At 65.1% G+C, this 18,979-nt stretch carries 18 protein-coding genes; 9 read left to right on the forward strand and 9 right to left on the reverse strand.

Going from position 1 to position 18,979, the window contains the following annotated elements:
• Positions 1–577, forward strand: a 577-nt coding sequence (locus VMR03_RS11675; RefSeq protein WP_325405392.1) for a TauD/TfdA dioxygenase family protein, incomplete at its 5' end; no start/stop codon positions are given.
• 112 nt (positions 578–689) lie between these two features.
• On the forward strand, positions 690–1,703 hold the full coding sequence (locus VMR03_RS11680) for an NAD(P)-dependent alcohol dehydrogenase (protein ID WP_325405394.1): 1,014 nt from the start codon (positions 690–692) through the stop codon (positions 1,701–1,703).
• A 94-nt stretch (positions 1,704–1,797) separates the two neighbouring features.
• Here VMR03_RS11680 and dgcA read toward each other — a convergent pair whose 3' ends face one another.
• From dgcA to VMR03_RS11695, 3 genes are all read right to left on the reverse strand, one after another.
• Entirely contained in the window at positions 1,798–2,781 is a 984-nt protein-coding gene (dgcA, locus tag VMR03_RS11685; protein ID WP_325405396.1) for an N-acetyl-D-Glu racemase DgcA, read from the reverse strand.
• Between the two features lie 98 nt (positions 2,782–2,879).
• The gene (locus tag VMR03_RS11690; RefSeq protein WP_325405398.1) at positions 2,880–5,141 is read right to left on the reverse strand and encodes an adenylate/guanylate cyclase domain-containing protein; all 2,262 of its coding nucleotides are present in this window, start codon (positions 5,139–5,141) and stop codon (positions 2,880–2,882) included.
• A 207-nt stretch (positions 5,142–5,348) separates the two neighbouring features.
• Complete coding sequence (locus tag VMR03_RS11695) at positions 5,349–5,762, reverse strand: cytochrome c family protein (protein ID WP_325405400.1); 414 nt, start codon at positions 5,760–5,762, stop codon at positions 5,349–5,351.
• Positions 5,763–5,915: 153 nt separating this feature from the next.
• On the opposite strand from VMR03_RS11695, the gene VMR03_RS11700 reads away from it, so the two are divergent.
• From VMR03_RS11700 to VMR03_RS11715, 4 genes are read left to right on the forward strand one after another with little or no spacing between them, the layout of a single operon-like run.
• Complete coding sequence (locus VMR03_RS11700; protein ID WP_325405402.1) at positions 5,916–7,082, forward strand: ABC transporter permease; 1,167 nt, start codon at positions 5,916–5,918, stop codon at positions 7,080–7,082.
• Positions 7,079–7,852 (forward strand): ABC transporter ATP-binding protein, encoded by a 774-nt coding sequence (locus VMR03_RS11705; RefSeq protein ID WP_325405404.1) that lies wholly within the window; start codon positions 7,079–7,081, stop codon positions 7,850–7,852. The genes VMR03_RS11700 and VMR03_RS11705 overlap by 4 nt, the downstream gene beginning before the upstream one ends.
• A gap of 5 nt (positions 7,853–7,857) precedes the next feature.
• Entirely contained in the window at positions 7,858–8,778 is a 921-nt protein-coding gene (locus tag VMR03_RS11710; protein ID WP_325405406.1) for an MlaD family protein, read from the forward strand.
• Positions 8,775–9,407, forward strand: coding sequence for an ABC-type transport auxiliary lipoprotein family protein (locus VMR03_RS11715; RefSeq protein WP_325405408.1), 633 nt, complete (start codon positions 8,775–8,777; stop codon positions 9,405–9,407). Before VMR03_RS11710 ends, VMR03_RS11715 begins: the two co-directional genes overlap by 4 nt.
• A 101-nt stretch (positions 9,408–9,508) precedes the next feature.
• Here the strand turns inward: VMR03_RS11715 and VMR03_RS11720 are convergent, their stop codons facing one another.
• A complete protein-coding gene (locus VMR03_RS11720; RefSeq protein WP_325405410.1) occupies positions 9,509–11,746 on the reverse strand; it encodes a hypothetical protein in 2,238 nt (745 codons plus the stop codon).
• A gap of 222 nt (positions 11,747–11,968) precedes the next feature.
• On the opposite strand from VMR03_RS11720, the gene VMR03_RS11725 reads away from it, so the two are divergent.
• Positions 11,969–12,352 (forward strand): Hpt domain-containing protein, encoded by a 384-nt coding sequence (locus VMR03_RS11725; protein WP_325405412.1) that lies wholly within the window; start codon positions 11,969–11,971, stop codon positions 12,350–12,352.
• Here VMR03_RS11725 and VMR03_RS11730 read toward each other — a convergent pair.
• From VMR03_RS11730 to VMR03_RS11745, 4 genes are read right to left on the reverse strand one after another with little or no spacing between them, the layout of a single operon-like run.
• Entirely contained in the window at positions 12,328–13,470 is a 1,143-nt protein-coding gene (locus VMR03_RS11730; RefSeq protein WP_325405414.1) for a glutathione S-transferase family protein, read from the reverse strand. The genes VMR03_RS11725 and VMR03_RS11730 overlap by 25 nt on opposite strands.
• Positions 13,470–14,063, reverse strand: a complete 594-nt coding sequence (locus VMR03_RS11735; protein WP_325405416.1) for a TetR/AcrR family transcriptional regulator — start codon at positions 14,061–14,063, stop codon at positions 13,470–13,472. Before VMR03_RS11735 ends, VMR03_RS11730 begins: the two co-directional genes overlap by 1 nt.
• A complete protein-coding gene (locus tag VMR03_RS11740) occupies positions 14,050–14,466 on the reverse strand; it encodes a hypothetical protein (RefSeq protein ID WP_325405418.1) in 417 nt (138 codons plus the stop codon). The genes VMR03_RS11735 and VMR03_RS11740 overlap by 14 nt, the downstream gene beginning before the upstream one ends.
• Positions 14,467–14,473: 7 nt before the next feature.
• Positions 14,474–15,379, reverse strand: a complete 906-nt coding sequence (locus VMR03_RS11745; protein ID WP_325405420.1) for a haloalkane dehalogenase — start codon at positions 15,377–15,379, stop codon at positions 14,474–14,476.
• A gap of 97 nt (positions 15,380–15,476) precedes the next feature.
• On the opposite strand from VMR03_RS11745, the gene VMR03_RS11750 reads away from it, so the two are divergent.
• Positions 15,477–16,793: a DsbA family protein gene (locus VMR03_RS11750; RefSeq protein ID WP_325405422.1), complete on the forward strand. Its 1,317-nt coding sequence runs from the start codon at positions 15,477–15,479 to the stop codon at positions 16,791–16,793.
• A 13-nt stretch (positions 16,794–16,806) separates the two neighbouring features.
• Entirely contained in the window at positions 16,807–18,525 is a 1,719-nt protein-coding gene (locus VMR03_RS11755; RefSeq protein WP_325405424.1) for a sulfatase-like hydrolase/transferase, read from the forward strand.
• Positions 18,526–18,639: 114 nt separating this feature from the next.
• Here the strand turns inward: VMR03_RS11755 and VMR03_RS11760 are convergent.
• The coding region (locus tag VMR03_RS11760; protein WP_325405426.1) for a glutathione S-transferase family protein at positions 18,640–18,979 on the reverse strand (340 nt) is incomplete at its 5' end.

Here is an 18,979-nt window from a genome sequence, read left to right on the forward strand (position 1 = left end):
GAATGGAAAGCCCATCGGCGCCCTGGGCGACAAGGAAGCCGAGTGGCACACCGACATGTCCTATGTCGAAGAGCCGCCGATGGCGAGCGTTCTCTATTCGCTGGAAATTCCGTCGAAGGGCGGCGATACGAGCTTCGCCAATATGTACAAGGCTTATGAAGCCTTGCCCGCCGCCCTGAAACGCGCGGTCGAAGGCCGGATCGTCAATCACGATTCGAGCACCACAAGCGTCGGCGAATTGCGTGCCGGCGCGGGCGCCGTCACCGATGTCCGCCTCGCGCCGGGTGCGAAACATCCGATGGTGCGCACGCATCCGGTGACGGGCGGCAAGGCGCTCTATCTCGGCCGCCGCCTCAACGCCTATGTCGAAGGGCTCGCACTCGACGAAAGCGAGCGTCTTCTCGATGCGCTCTGGGCACATTGCGCGAAGCCGGAATTTTCCTGGACGCATAAATGGCGCGTCGGCGATCTCCTCATCTGGGACAACCGCGCCGCCATCCACCGCCGCGACGGTTTCGACGGAAACGAGCGGCGCGTCATGCACCGCACGCAGATCAAGGGCGATCGGCCACGGTAAGGCTTCGCCGTTCCCCTGCGTCATGCCGCAAGGTCAATTCCTTGTGCATTGACAAGTCTCTCCATGCGTTGAGTCATGCGGTCAACGGAAACTCGATCGGGGAGAAATGTATATGCGCGCCATGGTTCTCAAGGACGGAAACGGCATCGACCATCTGCATCTTGAAACGCGCGACGTGCCAATGGCCGGGTCGGGCGAAATCGTCGTCCGCCTCAAAGCAGCGTCGCTCAACTATCGCGATCTCGCGATGGTGAACGGACTGGGCCGCTCCAATCCCTCCGCGCCGCTCGTGCCCCTGTCGGATGGTGCGGGCGAGGTGGTCGAGGTCGGGGCCGGTGTCACGCGCGTGAGGGCTGGGGATCTCGTCTGCCCGCAATTCTTCCAGAACTGGTTCGCGGGCGGTCCGACGCTGCCGGGGCTTCTCGCCGTCCTCGGCGGCCCGCTCGACGGCTGCGCGCAGGATTACATCAAGCTCTCCGCCGAAGGTGTCGCGAAGGCGCCGGCGAACTACACCGCCGAGGAAGCGGCGACGCTCCCCTGCGCGGCGCTCACCGCCTGGCGTGCGCTCGTCGTCGAAGGCGGCATCAAGCCGGGCGACACGGTGCTGGCGCAAGGAACGGGCGGCGTCTCGATCTTCGCGCTGCAATTCGCCAAGGCGGCCGGCGCCCGCGTCATCATCACCTCGTCATCCGACGAGAAGCTCGAGCGTGCGAAGTCGCTCGGCGCCGACGCGACCATCAACTACAAAAAGACGCCGGACTGGGCGACCGAAGCGCGCAAGCTGACCGGCGGTCGCGGGGTCGATCACGTGGTGGAAGTCGGCGGTGCCGACACACTGCCGCAATCCTTCATGGCCGCGCGCATCGGCGGACACATTGCCGTGATCGGCCTTCTGTCGGGCTTGGTGAAGGACGTCAACGTCGCGGCGATCTTCTCGCAGAACCTCAAGATCAGCGGTATCACGGTCGGCAGCCGCGCCCAGTTCGAGGATATGGTGCGCGCCATCGAGCAGTCGGACATCCATCCGGTGATCGACAAGCGCTATCCGCTGGAGGAGGCGCCCGCCGCCTTCATGACGATGCAGGGCGCCTCGCACTTCGGGAAGATCGTACTGAATATCGCGTGACGGATTTATCGACGCGGGGCGAAGCCGACGATGCAATCCTGTGCTTCGACAACTGGATTGCTTCGGCGGCGTACACGTTGAGAGAAACAGGTCTTCAGCCCCAGAGTGCCTTCTCCGGCGGCATCATCAAGCTGCCCTCATAGGCGATGCCGTGCGGGCGATCCTTCGCGAGCAGCAGCGGCCCGTCGAGATCGACGAAGTCCGCGCCCTGCGCAATGAAAGCGGCCGGCGCCATGGCGAGAGAGGTCGCCACCATGCAGCCGACCATCACGCCGAGCTTGCGCCGTTTCGCGCTGCGGACGACCGACAGCGCTTCCGTCAGTCCGCCTGTCTTGTCGAGCTTCACATTCACATACTGGTAGAGACCGACGAGCCGTATCATCCCTTCGATGCCATGTGCGGATTCGTCCGCGCAGAGAGGCACCGGGCTGTCGATACCGCGCAAGGCCTCGTCTTCCTTGGCGGGCAGCGGCTGTTCGATCAGCGCGACGCCGAGTTTCGCGAGTTCGCGGGCGAGGGGAAGCACGTCGTCCGCTTTCCATCCCTCGTTTGCGTCGACGATAAGTGTCGCTCCGGGCGCGCCTTCGCGCACCGCCGCGACGCGGTCGATGTCGTCGCCGCCTCCGCCGAGTTTCAGCTTCAGCAGCGGACGTGAAGCCGCGGCTCGCGCCGCCTCGCGCATCGCATCCGGCGCGGCGAGGCTCAGCGTATAGGCGGTTGTAAGCGGTTGCGGCTCGGCGACACCTGCGAGCTTCCAGACCGGCTCTCCCGTCAGCTTCGCCTCGAGATCCCAGAGCGCGCAATCGATGGCGTTGCGCGCGGCGCCGCGATGCATGGCGCGCTGCAACTCGTCACGCGTCATGCCATCCGATATGGACTGCCCGATGACCTTGATCGAGGCGATGACGTCCTTGACGGTTTCGCCATAGCGTCCGTATGGCACGCATTCGCCGCGCCCCGTCACCCCGTCCTCGCGGATGGTCACGGTGACGACTTCCGCCTCTGTCTTCGACCCACGTGAAATGGTGAAGGCGCCCGCGATGGGCCAGCGTTCTGACTCGACGGAAATCTCGCGCATGAATGAAGAGAGCCTCTCGCTGAATGGGCGCGATGATGCCTCGCCTTCGCGATGTCGCCAAGTCTAAAGAAGCCAGGTCCGGAGAAGAATGAACGAGTTTAGATGCGTCCGGCGAACCAGGAACCGTTCCAGTGCTCGCCCGGCGAATTTGTCTCATATTGGGCAATCCTCGTCTCGTAGAAGTCGTAGAGCGTCGGGATCGCACCGTTGAGTTTGCGGCATTCGCCGATGGCGGCGCGCGCATCCGCCCAGCGCTGGTGGCGATAGGCCGAGAAGATCAGGGCATGCGCTTCCTGCAGTGCGCGGAACTTCGGGTTGGCGCGCATGATCGGATCGCCGAGCAGCGCGAATATGCGCCGGCCTTCCGGGTGGCGCGGGGTCGAGATGAGGTCGATCTCGAGCAGCGCGTAGCGGTCGCCGACGGCGCGCTGGGTGCCTTCGCCGACGATGATCGCGGGCCCGTAGTTGCGGGCATTCTTCTGCAGATGGGCGGCGAAACTCACCGGCTCGCCGAGCACGCCGTAGTCGAAGCGCAAGATCGCACCCATATTGCCGGTGATGGCAAGCCCCGTGTCGATGCCGATCGAAAGGCTCAGCGGCACATGGCTCAGATGCTGGCGACGCGCGTCCTCTTCGAGAAATTCGTTGAGCGACTCGAGATTCTCGACCATGCGCAGGGCCGCATCGCACCCCTTCGAGGCGTGCTCGTGGACGTCGAAAGGCGCGTTCCAGACCGCATAGAGCGTGTCGCCGACCGTGCGATCGACCATGCCGTTGCGATCCTGGACGATCTTGCTCATCGGCGAGAAGAAGCGGTTGAGAATATCCGCATATGCCTTTGGATCCTCGAGATAGCGGTCGGAAATGATGTTGAAGCCGCGCAGACCGACGACCACCGAGGTCACCGGCTTGAGCTGGCCTTCGGCCTGGATCAGCCGGGGATGCGCATGCACCTTCGAAAGCCCGGAGGAGGAGAGCCGCCGTTCGAACTGAGCGTCGATGAAGCGCGTCTGCTCTTCCGAGTGCAGTTTGACCATCAGCGCGCAGGTGAGGCTCGCCACGATCAGCGTGAGCCCGGCAAGCGACGGATCGATGAGCCAGCGATGCGTGTCGAAGGCCCACCAGGATGCGTAGCATCCGCCGCCGACCAGAATGAGCGTGAGGATGAAGCCCCAGCGGAAGCGGAAAAGGCTCAGCAGCATGACGACGAGAATGCCGCCAGCGAAGATGAAAAGCTGTTCTGCCGCCGTAGCCCAACCCGGGCGGACGAGAAATGTTCCATCGACGATCTGGTCGATAGCATTGGCGGCGATGGCGCCGGCAGCGAGCGGAACGCCGGCTGGCGTGTTGTAGAGCCGTTCGGTGCCGTTGGCGGAGACGCCGATCACCGCGATGTGACCTTCGAGCGAGGGAACGTCGGTCGATCCGTCGAGAAGCTTCCCGGCCGAAATCGCGAGGCGCGTTTCCGGCCCGCCGAAATAAAGTCGCAGCGTGCCGTTGACGCCGGTGTTTGCGGCAAGCGCCGTCCCGTCGATGGCGATGCGTTCGACGCCGGGCTCCATGCCGAGGGTGAAGCCGGTTTCCGACTCGACAACCCTGACGCGGTAGCCGGCGCCGCCATGGGCGACGCGCAGCGCCTCCATCACATTGGACGGGTAGAGCATTCCGCCCAGATTGACGAGCATCGGTAGTTCGCGAACCGTCGTGCCGGGCGCACGTTCGGGAAGCGTCGCGCCGACGCCGCGCGCAGCCGTCTCGAAGGCGGCGAGGCTCGGCCGCCAGAGCGGATAGTTGGGGACGTAATGGCGCGCGTCGCTGCCTTCGGACGCAACGGCGCCATGCGCCACGGGCATCCGCACGTCGTCGAACGCCGCCTTGCCAGGTATGAAGGAAACGACCGAGGGCGTCGATGCGAGCAGCGCCGCGAAATTCTGTTCATGGTCGGGAAGCTCCATCAGTCCCGCCCGGAACGCGTCGGCGTCGGGGGTGTAGGGCAACGGCGTCCAGAGCTTCAACAGTTCGCCGGTCGAGGTCGGGTCTTCCTCGTCGAGCGGCATGTCGATGAGAATGGCGCTCGCGCCCCGCGCGCGCGCAGCCTCCACGAGGTCTACAAGCCGCTTGCGCGGCCAGGGCCACGCGCCGAAGCGCCGCGCGCTTTCTGTGCCGATGTCGATATAGACCGCGTTCGGGCCGTCGGGGCCTGCCTGCCGCGGCTCGATGCGCTGATAGGTATCGAACACCTGATCGCGAAGAGCAGTCGCCACGCCGCCGAAGTCGTAGATCGACAAAGCGAGGCTCAGCACGAGCACGAGGCCCGGCAGGATCGCCGAAAGTCTGCGGAATGCAGGTGTCGAATCCATCGTCTCTCTCACACATCGACGGCCGAAATGGGCCGGCGGCGCCCCTGTTCTGGACATTGGCTCTGACATTGTCCTGTTGCGGGACAATGACGAAGCGGCTCGCTGCCTGCGCTGCAGCTTCCATTCCAGCGGTGAAAGAGAGTTAACGGGGGAGGAGCCCCGCCTTCGCCGCGACGGGCGAGGCGGGGCAGATTGTCGGAGACCGGCTTATTTCGTTCGGCCGGCGGCTGTCTCGAGATAGGCGATCAGGTCCTTGCGGTCCTCCGGCTTCTTCAGGCCCGGGAAGGACATGTTGGTGCCCGGGACGAAGGCCTGGGGCTTTTCGAGATAGTGGAAGAGGTTTTCTTCGGACCACTTCAAGCCTTCCGAAGCCTTCTTCTTCATTGCCGCCGAATAGTTGTAGCCTTCGTGGAAGGCGGCCGGCCGGTCCAGAATGCCGTGGAGATTCGGGCCGACGCGATTCGGACCGCCATCCTCGACGGTGTGGCAGGCCTGGCACTTCTTGAAGACCTTCTCGCCCTTCGCGGCATCGCCGCCTTTCCAGTCGTCGTCGGCACGGGCGACGCCCGCAATCGACATGACGAGGGCGAATGTCGCCAATCCGTTCACAACAGTCTTCATGATGTATCTCCCTGAGGTTCGCTCCATGGCCACCGCCCCCGTCCGGGCATTGGCTGGCCTTCATATAGCACTGCAAGATAAACTAAGTTTCAGTTTGGAGAGTGGATGCGTCAAACTGGCGCGCGGGCGGCGGGTTGCGCCCAGGGAGGCAGCTTGACGGAAGCATCTGGGGCGACGCGCGACGGGGAGGACCAAGCCTCCTATACGGTCGATGACAGGGCAGGCGTATTGCGGTTTCTGCCGGCCGGCGACTGGTCGGTAACCGCCATCCTGCCGATCGATGCCGATCTGCGAGCCTTCGCGCGAACGAAACCCGGTCAGCCTGAAGCCGTTTTCGACCTGTCCGGTCTCGTCCGCCTCGACACGGCCGGCGCCTGGCTGATCGACCGGACGGCCGCCGCCCTCAAGGCCCAGGGCGTGAAAGTTCGGTTCGAGAACATGAAGGAAGGGCACAAGCTCCTGCTCGACAAGGTGAGCGAAAGTGAGCCGCCCAAGGCCGAGGTGCGCGAGCCCGTCTCGCTTTACGAAGAGGTGGTCGGCCATATCGGGGCAGTCGTTGCCGCGATGGGGGTCGAAACCGTCGCCTTCATCGATTTTCTCGGTGCCGTCCTTGCCACCATTGGACGCAGCATTCGCCATCCGCGCCGTTTCCGCATGATCCCGCTGGTTCATCACATGCAGAAAGCAGGCTTCGACGCCCTGCCGCTCGTGTGTCTGCTGACCTTTCTCATCGGCGCGGTCATCGCGCAACAGGGCGCGGTCCAGTTGCGCCGCTTCGGCGCGGACGTCTTCACCGTCAATCTGATCGCCATCATCTTCCTGCGCGAGGTCGGCATCCTGCTCACCGCCATCATCGTCGCCGGCCGTTCCGGCAGCGCCTTCACCGCCGAGATCGGTTCGATGAAGATGCGGGAGGAAATCGACGCCATGCGCACGCTCGGCCTCGACCCGATGGACATGCTGGTCGTCCCCCGCGTCCTTGCGCTCGTCGTGACGCTTCCGCTCCTGACCTTCGTTGGCGACATCATGGGCCTTATCGGCGGCGGTGTCGTCGCGGCGACGCAACTCAATATGTCGCCTGACGTCTATATGGACCGCCTCAGGGGGGCGGCCGATTTCTGGACCTTCGGAGTCGGTCTCATAAAGGCCCCCTTCATGGCGATCGTCATTGCGCTGGTCGGCTGCCGAGCAGGCCTCGATGTGACGGGGAGTGCCGAATCCGTCGGCACGCAGACGACGCGGTCCGTCGTGCGTTCGATCTTCCTCGTCATCATCCTCGACGCGCTCTTCGCCATGTTCTTCACGGCGGTGGGAATATGACGTCGCGCGAGGAACCGATCATCGAAGTCGAGGATCTGCTGACCAGGTTCGACGACAATGTCATTCACGAAAACCTCGATCTCTCCGTCCGGCGCGGCGAGGTGCTCGGCATTGTCGGCGGCTCCGGCACCGGCAAGTCCGTCCTCCTGCGCACGATCCTCGGTCTGAAGGAGCCCGACGGCGGCTCGGTCCGTGTTTTTGGCCAGAACCTGCAGCAGCTTCCGGACGAGGAGCGCCGTGCCCAGGAACGCCGATGGGGCGTGCTCTTTCAGGAAGGCGCGCTCTTTTCCGCGCTCACCGTCGCCCAGAATGTCCAGGTCGCCTACCGCGAGCATCTGCACATGCCGCAGGATCTGATGGACGAGCTCGCCGCGGTGAAGATCGCCATGGTCGGCCTTCGTCCCGGCGCAGCCGACCTCTATCCGTCCGAGCTTTCGGGCGGCATGAAGAAGCGGGCGGGCCTTGCCCGGGCGCTTGCCCTCGACCCTGAAATCCTCTTTCTCGACGAGCCGACGGCCGGTCTCGACCCCATAGGTGCAGCCGCCTTCGACGAACTCATCACCGATCTGGCCAAAACCCTGGGCCTCACCGTCTTCATGGTGACGCATGATCTCGACACGCTGCACGCCACCTGTGACAGGATTGCGGTTCTCGCCGAGCGCCGTGTTATCCTGATCGGAACGATCGACGACATGCTTCGCAGCGACCATCCCTGGATCAGGGAATATTTCCACGGCCCGCGGGCGCGCGCGGCCTTTGCAGGCAAGTAGACCCAATGGAAATCAAATCCAACAATGTCCTGATCGGCACCTTCGCGCTGGCGGTTCTGGCTTGCATCTTCGGCTTCGCGCTCTGGATCAGCCATGTCCAGCTCGACCGTCAGTACGCCTATTATCAGATTGTCTTTCAAGGCTCTGTGTCGGGTCTCAGCAAATCGGGCTCCGTGCAGTTCAACGGTCTGCCGGTCGGGCGGGTGGTCGATCTGCATCTCGCCGAGGAAGATCCGAACAAGGTCGTGGCGCTGATCCAGGTCGACTCGCGAACACCCGTGAAGGAGGATTCCATCGCCCAGCTCGAGGCCTCGGGCATCACCGGCGTCGCCGTCATCCAGCTCACCGGCGGCAGCCCGGGGTCGAAGCTGTTGCAGCCGAGAGAGGGGGAGGCCTACGCCACCATTCGCGGCGCGCCCTCGACCTTGCAGGAACTGGCGAAAGCCGCGCCCGAAACTTTGCAGAGCGCCAACCAGTTGCTCGAGGAGCTGAACAAGGTCATGCGCTCCAACCAGGAGTCGATCGGCCACGTCGTGCAAAATCTCGACAAGCTTTCGACATCGCTGGCGGACAGCTCGCAGGATATGCAACGCGCGATCAAGAACCTCGCCGACGCCTCCGAACACTTCAATTCGCTGAGCCGCAACGCCGACAATCTGGTGAAGACGGACGCCAAGGGGCTCATCGCGGATGTGCGCCAGACGGCCGACTCCTATCGCCGGGTGGCCGATAGTCTCGACCAGCTCATCCGTATCAACGGTCCAGCCATCAACCGCATGAGCAGGGACGGCCTGACACAGATTCCACAGCTTGTCGCGGAGACGCGTGCGCTCGTCACGGCGCTCGACCGCGTCGTTTCCCGCGCCCAGGACGATCCGGCGCGGTTCCTCATCGGCAAGAATGTTCCGGAAGTGAAAGCCCAATGAAGATGCTTCATGCCCTGGCGCGCCGCGCCGCCGCGCTCGTCCTTATCCTGCCGCTCGGAGCTTGTGCGCTGGCAAATGTCGCCGACGGCCCCGCGCCGCGGCTCTTCACGTTGACTGCGGCTCATCCGGCGCCCGCCAGCGGCGCTGCGACAGGTGCGCAGATCATTGTCGGCGAACTCTCGGCGCCCGCCGTCATCGACACGGCGCGCATCGTTCAGCAGGCGAGCGCGAACGAACTGAAATATTACGCCGACGCGCGCTGGGCCGATCGCGCCCCGCGTCTGATCCAGAACCTGATGGTCGAAAGCCTCGAGAACTCGGGACGCTTCGCTTCCGTCACGGCGCGCGACGCCGATCTGCGCGGCAATTACGAACTGCTCGGCGACATCAGGCAATTCGCGGTCGACGTTTCGAATGCGTCGGCGCCCGCTGTGCGGATCGAACTCTATATGCGTCTCGTGCGCGACGACGAACGCACGATCCTGGCCGCGAAATCCTTCAGCGCCACCGTGCCCGTCGTCGGCAGCGGAATCGTACCGATTGTCGCCGCCTACGACGCCGGTCTTCGCCAGACGCTGGGCGACATCGCCATCTGGGCCGACGAAAGCGCTCGCGCGGCGGCGAAGTAGAGCCGGTAAGGAAATCGTCATTGCGAGCGAAGCAACCCAGTTCTGCAAATCGGCTGGGTTTCTTCGTCGCTGTCGCTCCTCGCAATGACGAATGGATTTCGTTAAGCCAGCTTCCCGCTCGCCTGCGCCAGGATCAGATAGGCCTTGCCCGTATCCGACGTGAGGTAAGTCTCGGCGAGAATGTTCTCGCGGTCGCGCGCCGAGGCGGAAGCGAGCAGTTGCTCGAAGAGCGAAACGAATCTCTCCACATGCTCGCGGAATTCGGCGTCGCCGCGGTACTTGACCGCGATACGGTCGTAGAGCTGACGTCCGGCGATGTTGTAGAGCCGCCGCGCGAAAACGTTGCGTTCGCCCGCCTGGTAGCGTTGCCATAATTCGGCTGGCGGGCTCTGTTCGAGCGCGCGGTCGAGATCGACGGCGAGCGCCTGCAACGTCTCGATCACCTGCAGCGACGAGCGATGAAACTCGTTGTCGCTCATCGCGTCGGGACTTGTCTCGCCGGGTTTCGGCGGCACCTCGCGGTCGGGCGTCCGTTCGGCGGCGGCGAGCAGGTCGGGAATGCCCCATCGGCGCGTCGCGTCGGCGGCGCGCGGCGCCTCGCCGGAACGCGCAGCGTCCGGCCAGGGAAGGTCGGGGCGTGGCGGCGGGGGCGGTGCGGCCTCCGCTGCGCCCGCCGCCGGCCCGACGATATGGATGGGGGCCGAGCGGTCGAGCACACGCGCATGCCGCACGACGATATCGGCGATCGACGCGAGCGCCGAAACCTGATCCTGCAGGACGTGATTGAGAGACGCCGCGCTTGATGCGGCTTCCGACGGCATCCGGGCGATGCGGCTTTCGAGTTCGCCCGCCGCCTCCTGCAAGGCGCGGCCCGCTTCCTTCGCCGCGCCGCCGAGACGGATCATGGCGGCGTTGAAGCGTTCCGCGGCGACGTCGCTTTCGGTGATCGCATTGCCGACGAGGCCGCGCAGTTCCTGTGTGCGCTGCGTGATGTCGGTCGTAAGCGCGGCGGTCGCGCGGCTCACATCGGCGCTCATCGCGGAGGTCGCCGCGCGGATGCTCTCCGTCGTCGCGCCGACGGCTTCGGCCGCCGCCCGCGTCACATCCTCGCTTAACGCACCGGTCGCCGCCTTGAGTTCGTCGACAGTTGCGCTGATGGCGCGCGTTGCTGCGCCTGCCGAACGGCTGATCGAACCCGATGCTTCGCTGACTTCGCCGACCACACGCAGAATGTCGCCGGAGATCGCCTCGTTCAAACCCTTCGCCCGTTCGGCCGCCGTGTCGAAAGTGGCGTTGAGGCGCTCTGCGAGATCGGAGGCGGCGCGCCCGATTTCCTGAGTGCGTTCGCTCATGGCCTGGTCGGCGGCAAGTAGCTGGTCGCGATGCGCATCCAGAACCGTTTCGAGCCGCTCGCGCTGTGCGTCGAGCCGGTCGGCGGCGTCGGCGATGGTCTGGCGCTGCGTCTCATAGCGCTGGCCGAGATCGTCGGCCTTGCCGAGAGCGGTGTTCGCGACGACTTCGAGGCGCGAGGCCTGCCGGTCGAGCGTCGAGGCGGTGGCGTCGGCGCCAGCGCGTGCGGCTTCGCTGACGCGCGCCAGCGTCTCCGTCTGCGCGACGATACGGTGGCCGGCGCTTTCGAGCGTCCCCTCCGCCTGGCCGACAAGTCCGCGGACGGCGTCGACCTGCTCCCGGATCGTACGTGAAATCGTGTCGCTTTCCGCGCCCAGCGTGTGGCCGAGTTCTGAAAGGGTCTCTCGGTGTGCGGCCAGAAGCTCGCTCATGACGCGGGCGCGTTCCTCGGCCCGCCCGGTGCCGCGCTCGATCGCTTCGAGTTCCGCCGTCACCAGCGCATTGAGCTTGGTCGTCTCGGCAAGCGCTTCGGCGAGACCCGCCTTCATGCCGTCGAGTTCGCGGCCCACCGCCTGCGCGATGCTGGCGACTTCACCGCTCGCCTGGTCGGCGGGATCGGTGAGGCGGATCGCGGTGCGGGCCAGAGCCTCGGCCATCAGCTTCATTTCCTGGCCGCGCCAGACGACATAGGCGGCAAGCCAGATCAGCACGATGGGGACGAGGGCGATCCCCGCGGCGAGGACGATGTCGGTCCGGGGCAGGGCGGCAAGGCCGTCGAGCCCGTAAAGGCCCCATCCATAGGCAGCCATGGCGCCCAGCGAAAACAGGCTGGCGACCAGGGCCACAGCCGGAATGCGTTTGGATGGGCGCCGCGCGATCAACCGGTAGAGCGCGCCGGCGGCCGGCGAGTCTTCGTTGGCGGCCTTCACCGGCTGCTCGATGCCCGCCGTCACGTCCGGCGCTTTCGATGCTAAATCTAGGTTTTTCATGGTCTTTTGCCCGCTCCCGAAGCCGTGCTCCAGCCTGTCGGAAGGGCGACCGCCCGTCAACCGGGAGAAGGTATTCGTGTGACCGGAGCGTGACGACACTGGCAATCGCGGATTCCACGCCTAAATCATCGGATATGGAGGCGGTTCGCCTCGTTTAACCATTCGGTACGGGATCGGGAGCTAGGCTTTCCGGAGCCGGTTTGCAGGCGCGCGGAGACGAAGATGACAGTGACGGCAATGGTCCCCAAACTTTCGGTCGCGGATGCCTCCGCCACCCAGGCCGAACGGCCGCTCGACCTCGTCCACCTCTCCAGATACACGCTCGGCAATCGAAGCCTCGAGGTGGAATTGCTGGGTCTCTTCCGTGCGCAGGCCGGCGTCTATGTCGCGCGTCTTCAGGACGCCGCGAACGAGAAGGAATGGAAAGACGCCGCCCACAGCCTCAAGGGCTCGGCCCGCGGGCTCGGCGCATGGGCTCTCGGCGATATAGCCGAGGAAGCGGAGCGCCGCGCCGGCGACGACGCGGCCGGTCGCGCCTATATGATCGGCCGCATTCGCGACGCGATCGACACGGTCAATCTCTATATCGACGAGTTGATGGCCTGATCCGTCCACACGCTTCGGGGCTCGAAGAAGGGCGCGCGGCCGGAAACGTCGAAGCCCGAACGCGTGTCACGCATCTCCCAAAGTTTCTCTCCGCATCCCGTCTCGGCGAGGAGCGTTCGAGCCGCCTGCGCGTCAGCCTCCGGCAACTCGTGAAACGCGGCTTGCAGCCGTTCGAGACACCAGACGCGGTAGCGATTGACGGGCAGGTCGTACGTCGTGCCTTCGATCGAAATCTCGAAGTCCTTCCGCCCCGCGCGCCACGCGTTAGCATTGGCGTTGAGATAGGGCAGGTAACATGCGCCGATATCCTCGAGCACCGGTCGCCAGTCCTCCGGCACGCCGGGAAGGAGAGTGCCCTGAAGCCGGCTCGCCTTCGCATTCCACATGCGCCCCAGCCATTCGAAGACCGCAGGGGCCTGATCGCGCATGATCCGCGCCGGCGTCGGGTCGAGACCGAAATGCCGGAACATCGAGGCGAAGAAACCGAAATCGGCAAGCGTCGGTCGCTCGCCCAGCAGATAGGGTCGCGCGCTCAGCATCCGTTCGAGAAATGCGAGATTGCGGGCATAGATGCTTTCGACATGGGCCCGCGTCGCTGCCGTGATGCCGTCGCCCCGCACATATTTCGCGAGCTGCCGCCGGTAGATCGCCCAGCGCCGGATGAAGAGCGGCAGCTTCAGATCGTGCATCATCTCCGCCGCGATGCGGTGGCTCATCAGCCGCGCGTCGGGCTGATAGCTCCAGCGATAATGAAGCGCCGGCCGCCACAGCCACTCGTCGGCATAATCCTCGAGAAGCCGGCTGAAGAAGCGTTGCAGCGGATCCTCGGGCACCACCTTCGGGCCCGGCAGTTGCGCGTCGATCCATTCGATCATCGGCGTGCTGTCGCTCATCCAGCGCCCGTCGGGAAGCTTTACGGCCGGCATCTGCGCGAGCCCCGTCGCCCGCGCGACGCGGCGCATGCCGCCGAGGCTCATCTCGATACGTCGATGCGGAATCTCCTTGTAGCGGACAAAGGCTTCGAACTTGCCGGTGAAGTAGGAGAGGTCGAGGCCATGCACCTCCATGCCCGCCAGCACCTTCATGCCGTCAGGCACCTGTTTGCCCTCGTCGGTCATCAATCCGCCTCGCCGAGGGCGCTGACGGCAAAGAGCACCGTGTTCTTCGCCTGCGCGATCGACAGGCCCTGATCCTGCCGAAGGCGTCGCCAGCTTTCGAAGCTCATCAGCAGATCGATGGCCTCGAGTCGCATTCCCTCCTCGCGGAGAGCAGGCGGCAGGGCGTCCTGCAGCATCTCGCGCTGCACACGCGTCAACACCGCATGGTCTTCGCGCAAGAAGGCGGAGCGATGCTTGTGAACGTCTGCGGCCACCATGAACGGCATGATCTTCTCGAAAACGACCGAGCGGCGCTCGACCATCTCGGCAAGCCGGACCGGCCAGTCGCCCTCCGGGAGAGGCGCGCCGGCGATGGGAGCGATCTCGGAAAGCATCTGCTCCGAAATTTCGCGATAGAGACTGTCCATGTCGTCGAAATGGCGGAACACGGTCCTTAGGCCGACATCCGCCTCGGCCGACACGTCTTCGGCGCTCGGGGAAATGTTCCCCTTGCGCACCAGCCGAAGCATTGCCTCGACGATGCGGCGGCGGTTCTCCTGGCCGCGCAATACGCGGCCGTCGGGCTTGTCGTCCGTCTTCTCAGTTCGCGCCATCGTTCTTTCCACGCAGGAGTTCCCGAACCGTTATGACGCCGACCAGCGCGAAAGAAAAGAGCGCCCCATATTGACCCGGCACCGCGATGGGCAGGGGCCGCCAGGCGAAGAAGAGGAAAAGGCCCAGCACTTGCTCGCCCAGATGGACGAGGAGCAGCGGCAAGACCATGGATTTGAAGCGCCACGCCACCAGAAGATCGACGGCGCCAAGCGTGATTTGTCCGATGCCGACCGCGCCGATGAAGAAGAGGACGATCTCCCGTCCTGCCGCAAGGTCGAGTCCCGCAATGGCCGTGAGCCCGCCGTCGGGCGCGAAGAGATGGATCGCGCCCCGGACGAGATTGATCGCGCCGAGCAGCGCGACAAGGCCGAGCGCCAGACGGGACGGAGTGGGTTTGCCCATATCTTCCTCAGACAGTCTTGCGGATGAAGCCGTCGATGATCTCGACCAGTTCGGCCGGTTTGTCTTCCTGCAGGAAGTGCCCGCCGCCCTGGACGATGAGATGCGGCTGGCCCTTTGCGCCGGGCACCCGCTCCTGAAAAATGCGCTCGCCGCCCTTGCTCACCGGATCGCCGTCGCTGAAGGCCGTCAGGACCGGTCTGTCGAAAGCCTCGAGTACTTTCCAGGCCGCCTTGTTCTCTGCGACCGAAGGATGCTCCGGCGTGATCGGCACCAGCGCCGGGAAGCGCCGCGCGCCGGCCTTGAAGCCCTCTTCGGGATAGGGCGCGTCATAGGCGGCCTTCTCCGCCGCGCTCAACTCGCGCAGCGTCCCCATGTTGACGATCTCGCCGACCGGCAGCACCGGCACGGACTGGCTGAAGTCGAGCCAGGCCTGAAAGGCGTCCGTTCGTCCGGTGCCGATAGGCAGGCCGGTATTCGCGATGACGAGGCGCGCAAAACGTTCCGGGAAGGCCGTGACGAGACGCAAACCGATCAGCCCGCCCCAATCCTGGCAGAACAGCGTGATGCCTGTGAGATCCTTCGCGACGAGCCAGTCGCTCATCCATTTCACGTGGCGTTCATAGGTGTAATCCGTCTGTTCGCCGAGCTTGTCCGAGCGGCCGAAGCCGACGAGATCGGGGGCGACCACGCGGTGACCGCGGTTCGCGAGACCCGGGATCATGTGCCGGTAGAGAAACGACCAGGACGGCTCGCCATGCATCAGCAGAACGGGCGCGGCGTCCTTCGGACCTTCATCCACCGCGTGAATGCGAAGCGGGGTTCCATCGGCGTCGGTCACCTCGAGATAGGTCGGCGCAAAGGGATAATCGGGCAGGTCCGCGAAACACGAATCCGGCGTTCTCAGCACTTTCATGACGTCTCCTCCATCCGGCTTTCATTGCCGCACTATATATTGACATAAATCGTGTCACTATATATAAGACACTGTCAAGGGGACGGAGATGACGGGAATGAAAGCAATTTTGAGCCGCGCGGGGAGTACGCTCCTGACCAGCCGTGCCTTGCGCAACACCCGCCGCGCCATCCATGCGGCGCGTCGCCGGCTGAAGGGCGGGGTGCCCACCGTTTATTATTTTCATCAGGCGGACGATCCCTACAGTCACGTCGCCGCGCAGGCCCTCTCGGCCTTCGCCGCGCGCTACAGGATCGCGGTCGTTCCATGGGTTGTTTCGCCGCCCGAGGATTCCGCCGCGCCCGAGCGCGAGATGCTGCGTGCCTACGCGCTGCGGGATGCGCCGCGCCTTGCCGCCGAATATGGCTACGCCTTTCCGGCCGATGCAAGGCAGCCCGATGCGGAGCTGGTCGCTTTTGCCAACGGCATTCTGGTTGCCGCGAAAGTGCAGAGGAGCTTTGCCGCCCTCGCGCCGCTGGTCGGCCGCGCCCTGTGGACGGGCGACGCCGCCGCCTTGCGCGAATTTGCCGTCCGCTACGCGACCGCGAAGCCCGACGCCGCCGCCCGCGAGTTGGCCGAGGGCGATGCCTTGCGCAAGCGCCTCGGTCACTATCTGGGCGCCATGTTCTATTTCGAGGGTGAGTGGTATTGGGGCGTCGATCGCCTCAACCATCTGGAAGAACGGCTTGCGGCGATGGGCCTCGATCACGCGCCGAAGGGCACGGCCCCGATCGCGCCTTACCGCGACATGAAGCTCGCGCCCAGGCCCGCGAGCGGTCGCCGGCCGGTCATCGACTACTGGTTCTCCTTCCGCAGTCCCTATTCGTGGATTTCCTTCCCGCGCATGGTGAAGCTCGCGCGCCATTACGACGCTGAGCTGCGCCTGCGTTTCATCCTGCCGATGGTGATGCGCGGTCTTCCCGTGCCGAGCGTCAAGCGCCTCTACATCATGCTCGATACCAAGCGCGAGGCCGAGCGCGCGGGACTTCCTTTCGGCACGGTTGTCGATCCGGTGGGGGCGGGGGCCGCCCGCGCGCTTGCTGTTCTTCACCACGCGGTGAAGCTCGGCAAGGGCGAAGCCTTCGCGGAGCTTGGGCTCCGCGCGGCCTTCGCCGACGGCATCGAGCTTGCCTCCGATGCGGGGCTTCTCGATGTCGCCCGCCGCGCCGGGATCGACGGTACGGTGGTGAAGGCGGCGCTCGCCGACGAAAGCTGGCGTCCCGTCGCGGAAGCAAACCGCGAAGCGCTTTTCGCCGCCGGCCTCTGGGGCGCGCCGACCTTCCGCGTCGACGGACTGCCCGCCCATTGGGGGCAGGACCGTTTCTGGGCCCTGGAGCAGGACATCATCCGCGTCCTCGACGGCCGAAATTCCTGAGGAGAAAAGGGCGATGACCCGGACGAACCAACCCACCCGCCGCCGCATCCTCGGCACGGGCGCCGCCGCGCTCGGGCTTGCGGGCAGCGGCACCGCCTTCGCCGCGCCCGCGGCATTGACGTCGAAGCGTCCCAACATCCTCTTCGTCATGACCGATCAGGAGCGCTCCCCGGCGACGCTGCCCGCAAGCCTCGATCTCCCGGCGCATGACTGGATGGCGGAGCGCGGCACCTTCTTCAGCAAATACAACGTCAACACCACACCGTGTTCGCCCTCGCGCTCGGTGATCTATTTCGGCCGCCACACGCAGCAGACCGACATGGTGGTGAACGACGGCGCGCCGCCTTTCCCGGAGCTCAACGGCAAGCTCCGCTCCATCGGCCATCACCTCCGCGACCTCGGCTACTACACCGCCTACAAGGGTAAGTGGCACCTGAGCGACATGCCGCATGCGGCGCAGCTCGGCTACGGCCCCTATGCGAAGACCGACAAGTCGCTCGAGCCCTTCGGCTTCAGCGACTACAACATCGACGGCGATCCCCACGGCAAGGTCTGGGACGGCTACCGCTATGACGGTCCGACGGTGTCGAGCTCTATCCAGTGGCTCGACGAGGTCGGCCGCAAGCTCGACAAGCCCTGGTTCCTCGCCGTCAATCTCGTCAATCCGCACGACATCTGCTTCTTCGAATCCTGGGGTGGGCAGACGGCGACACGCGGCAACCCGGACGTGCTCTCGCCGCTCGCGCCCGCGCCGGCGAACGACATCTACGACAAGGACTGGAGCCATATTCCGCTCCCGGAGAGTTTCCACGCCAAGCCCGATCCGCGCGAGCCCTGGGCCGTCAAATCCTATCGCGGCATCTGCGACCTCACCTATGGCAAGCTTCCCGACGACGAAGCCGTCTGGCTGAAGAACCAGAGCTACTATTTCAACTGCATGCGCGACGCGAGCACCAAGGTCCGTCGCCTCTTCTCCGCATTGGAAACGCTCGGCCTCGCCGACAACACGATCGTCGTCTACACCGCCGACCATGGCGAGATGGCGGGCGCGCAGCGCCTGCGCCAGAAGGGGCCGGTGATCTTCAAGGAGAACGTCTCGGTTCCGCTCTATATCAGCCACCCGGACGCGCGCATGTCGCGCAGCGTCGACAGCCTCGGCACCACCGTCGATCTCCTGCCGACGCTCTACGAATTCGCGGGCGGCGATCTCGGCAAGCTCGAGGACCCGCTGGGCAAACTTCCCGGTGTCAGCCTCGCCGCCGCCGTCACGGGCGGCAAGACCGAACGCGACGCGCGCGGCGCCTTCTACAATTACGGCGTGCCCTTCTATATCGACCCGCAGATGATGGAGGCGATGATGCGCAGCGGCCGCACGCCGTCCATGGCGGCGATCTTCATCGAGTCGCTGAAGCTCGGCCATCTGGGCCCGAGCCGCACCAATCGCGGCCTCCATCGCGGCGTCTATGACGGCCGCTACAAATTCGCGCGCTTCTTCGCGCTGGGCCAGCATCACATCCCCGGCGATTGGGAAATGCTCACCGGCTACAACGACCTCGCGCTCTACGACACAGAGACCGATCCGAACGAGCTGAACAATCTCGCCCTCGATCCCGAAGCCCACAAGGACCTGCTCCTCGCCCTCAACGCCAAAACCAACGCTCTCATCGCCGCCGAAGTCGGCCGCGACGAAGGCCAGGAATTCGCCGGGCCCGGGTTTTTGTACAAGCTGTGATCGCTAACTGAGCCCTCTCCGCTCAGGGGAGAGGGCTGGGTGTCCGGTCTTTCCCGGCCGTGGCGTCGGCCATGCGATCCTCCTATTGCGGCACCCTCCTATTGCGGCACCCCCCTATTGCGGCACCATGTGCATATAGGGCTCGGCTTCCTTCAGCGCGCGGGCGAAGGAGGGGCGCGCCTTCAGCCGCGCGAGATAGGCGGCGGTCCGTGGATGCGTCTCGCCGAAAGGCGCCACCATGTCGGCATAGAAGAGGGCGGGCGACGCCGCGCAGTCGGCCATCGTGAAGTCCTCGCCCATGGCCCATGTCTTTCCGGCCATGTCCTCCTCCACGAGGCCGAGCGACGTCTTCAGCGTGGCGCGCGCCTCCTCGACGCCATGCGGATCGTGCCGGCCCTCGGGCCGGAGCCGGTCGCCGACGATCTTCTGCATCGGTATATGCACATAGAGATCG

It is taken from the genome of Parvibaculum sp. (assembly GCF_035511255.1).
Lineage (GTDB): Bacteria > Pseudomonadota > Alphaproteobacteria > Parvibaculales > Parvibaculaceae > Parvibaculum.

Bases quoted from the DNA above. Each gene is read 5' to 3' on its own strand.
- VMR03_RS11680 (WP_325405394.1), top strand. From the start codon at position 690: ATGCGCGCCATGGTTCTCAAGGACGGAAACGGCATCGACCATCTGCAT.
- dgcA (WP_325405396.1), bottom strand. From the start codon at position 2,781: ATGCGCGAGATTTCCGTCGAGTCAGAACGCTGGCCCATCGCGGGCGCC.
- VMR03_RS11690 (WP_325405398.1), bottom strand. From the start codon at position 5,141: ATGGATTCGACACCTGCATTCCGCAGACTTTCGGCGATCCTGCCGGGC.
- VMR03_RS11695 (WP_325405400.1), bottom strand. From the start codon at position 5,762: ATGAAGACTGTTGTGAACGGATTGGCGACATTCGCCCTCGTCATGTCG.
- VMR03_RS11705 (WP_325405404.1), top strand. From the start codon at position 7,079: ATGACGTCGCGCGAGGAACCGATCATCGAAGTCGAGGATCTGCTGACC.
- VMR03_RS11710 (WP_325405406.1), top strand. From the start codon at position 7,858: ATGGAAATCAAATCCAACAATGTCCTGATCGGCACCTTCGCGCTGGCG.
- VMR03_RS11715 (WP_325405408.1), top strand. From the start codon at position 8,775: ATGAAGATGCTTCATGCCCTGGCGCGCCGCGCCGCCGCGCTCGTCCTT.
- VMR03_RS11720 (WP_325405410.1), bottom strand. From the start codon at position 11,746: ATGAAAAACCTAGATTTAGCATCGAAAGCGCCGGACGTGACGGCGGGC.
- VMR03_RS11725 (WP_325405412.1), top strand. From the start codon at position 11,969: ATGACAGTGACGGCAATGGTCCCCAAACTTTCGGTCGCGGATGCCTCC.
- VMR03_RS11730 (WP_325405414.1), bottom strand. From the start codon at position 13,470: ATGACCGACGAGGGCAAACAGGTGCCTGACGGCATGAAGGTGCTGGCG.
- VMR03_RS11735 (WP_325405416.1), bottom strand. From the start codon at position 14,063: ATGGCGCGAACTGAGAAGACGGACGACAAGCCCGACGGCCGCGTATTG.
- VMR03_RS11740 (WP_325405418.1), bottom strand. From the start codon at position 14,466: ATGGGCAAACCCACTCCGTCCCGTCTGGCGCTCGGCCTTGTCGCGCTG.
- VMR03_RS11745 (WP_325405420.1), bottom strand. From the start codon at position 15,379: ATGAAAGTGCTGAGAACGCCGGATTCGTGTTTCGCGGACCTGCCCGAT.
- VMR03_RS11750 (WP_325405422.1), top strand. From the start codon at position 15,477: ATGAAAGCAATTTTGAGCCGCGCGGGGAGTACGCTCCTGACCAGCCGT.
- VMR03_RS11755 (WP_325405424.1), top strand. From the start codon at position 16,807: ATGACCCGGACGAACCAACCCACCCGCCGCCGCATCCTCGGCACGGGC.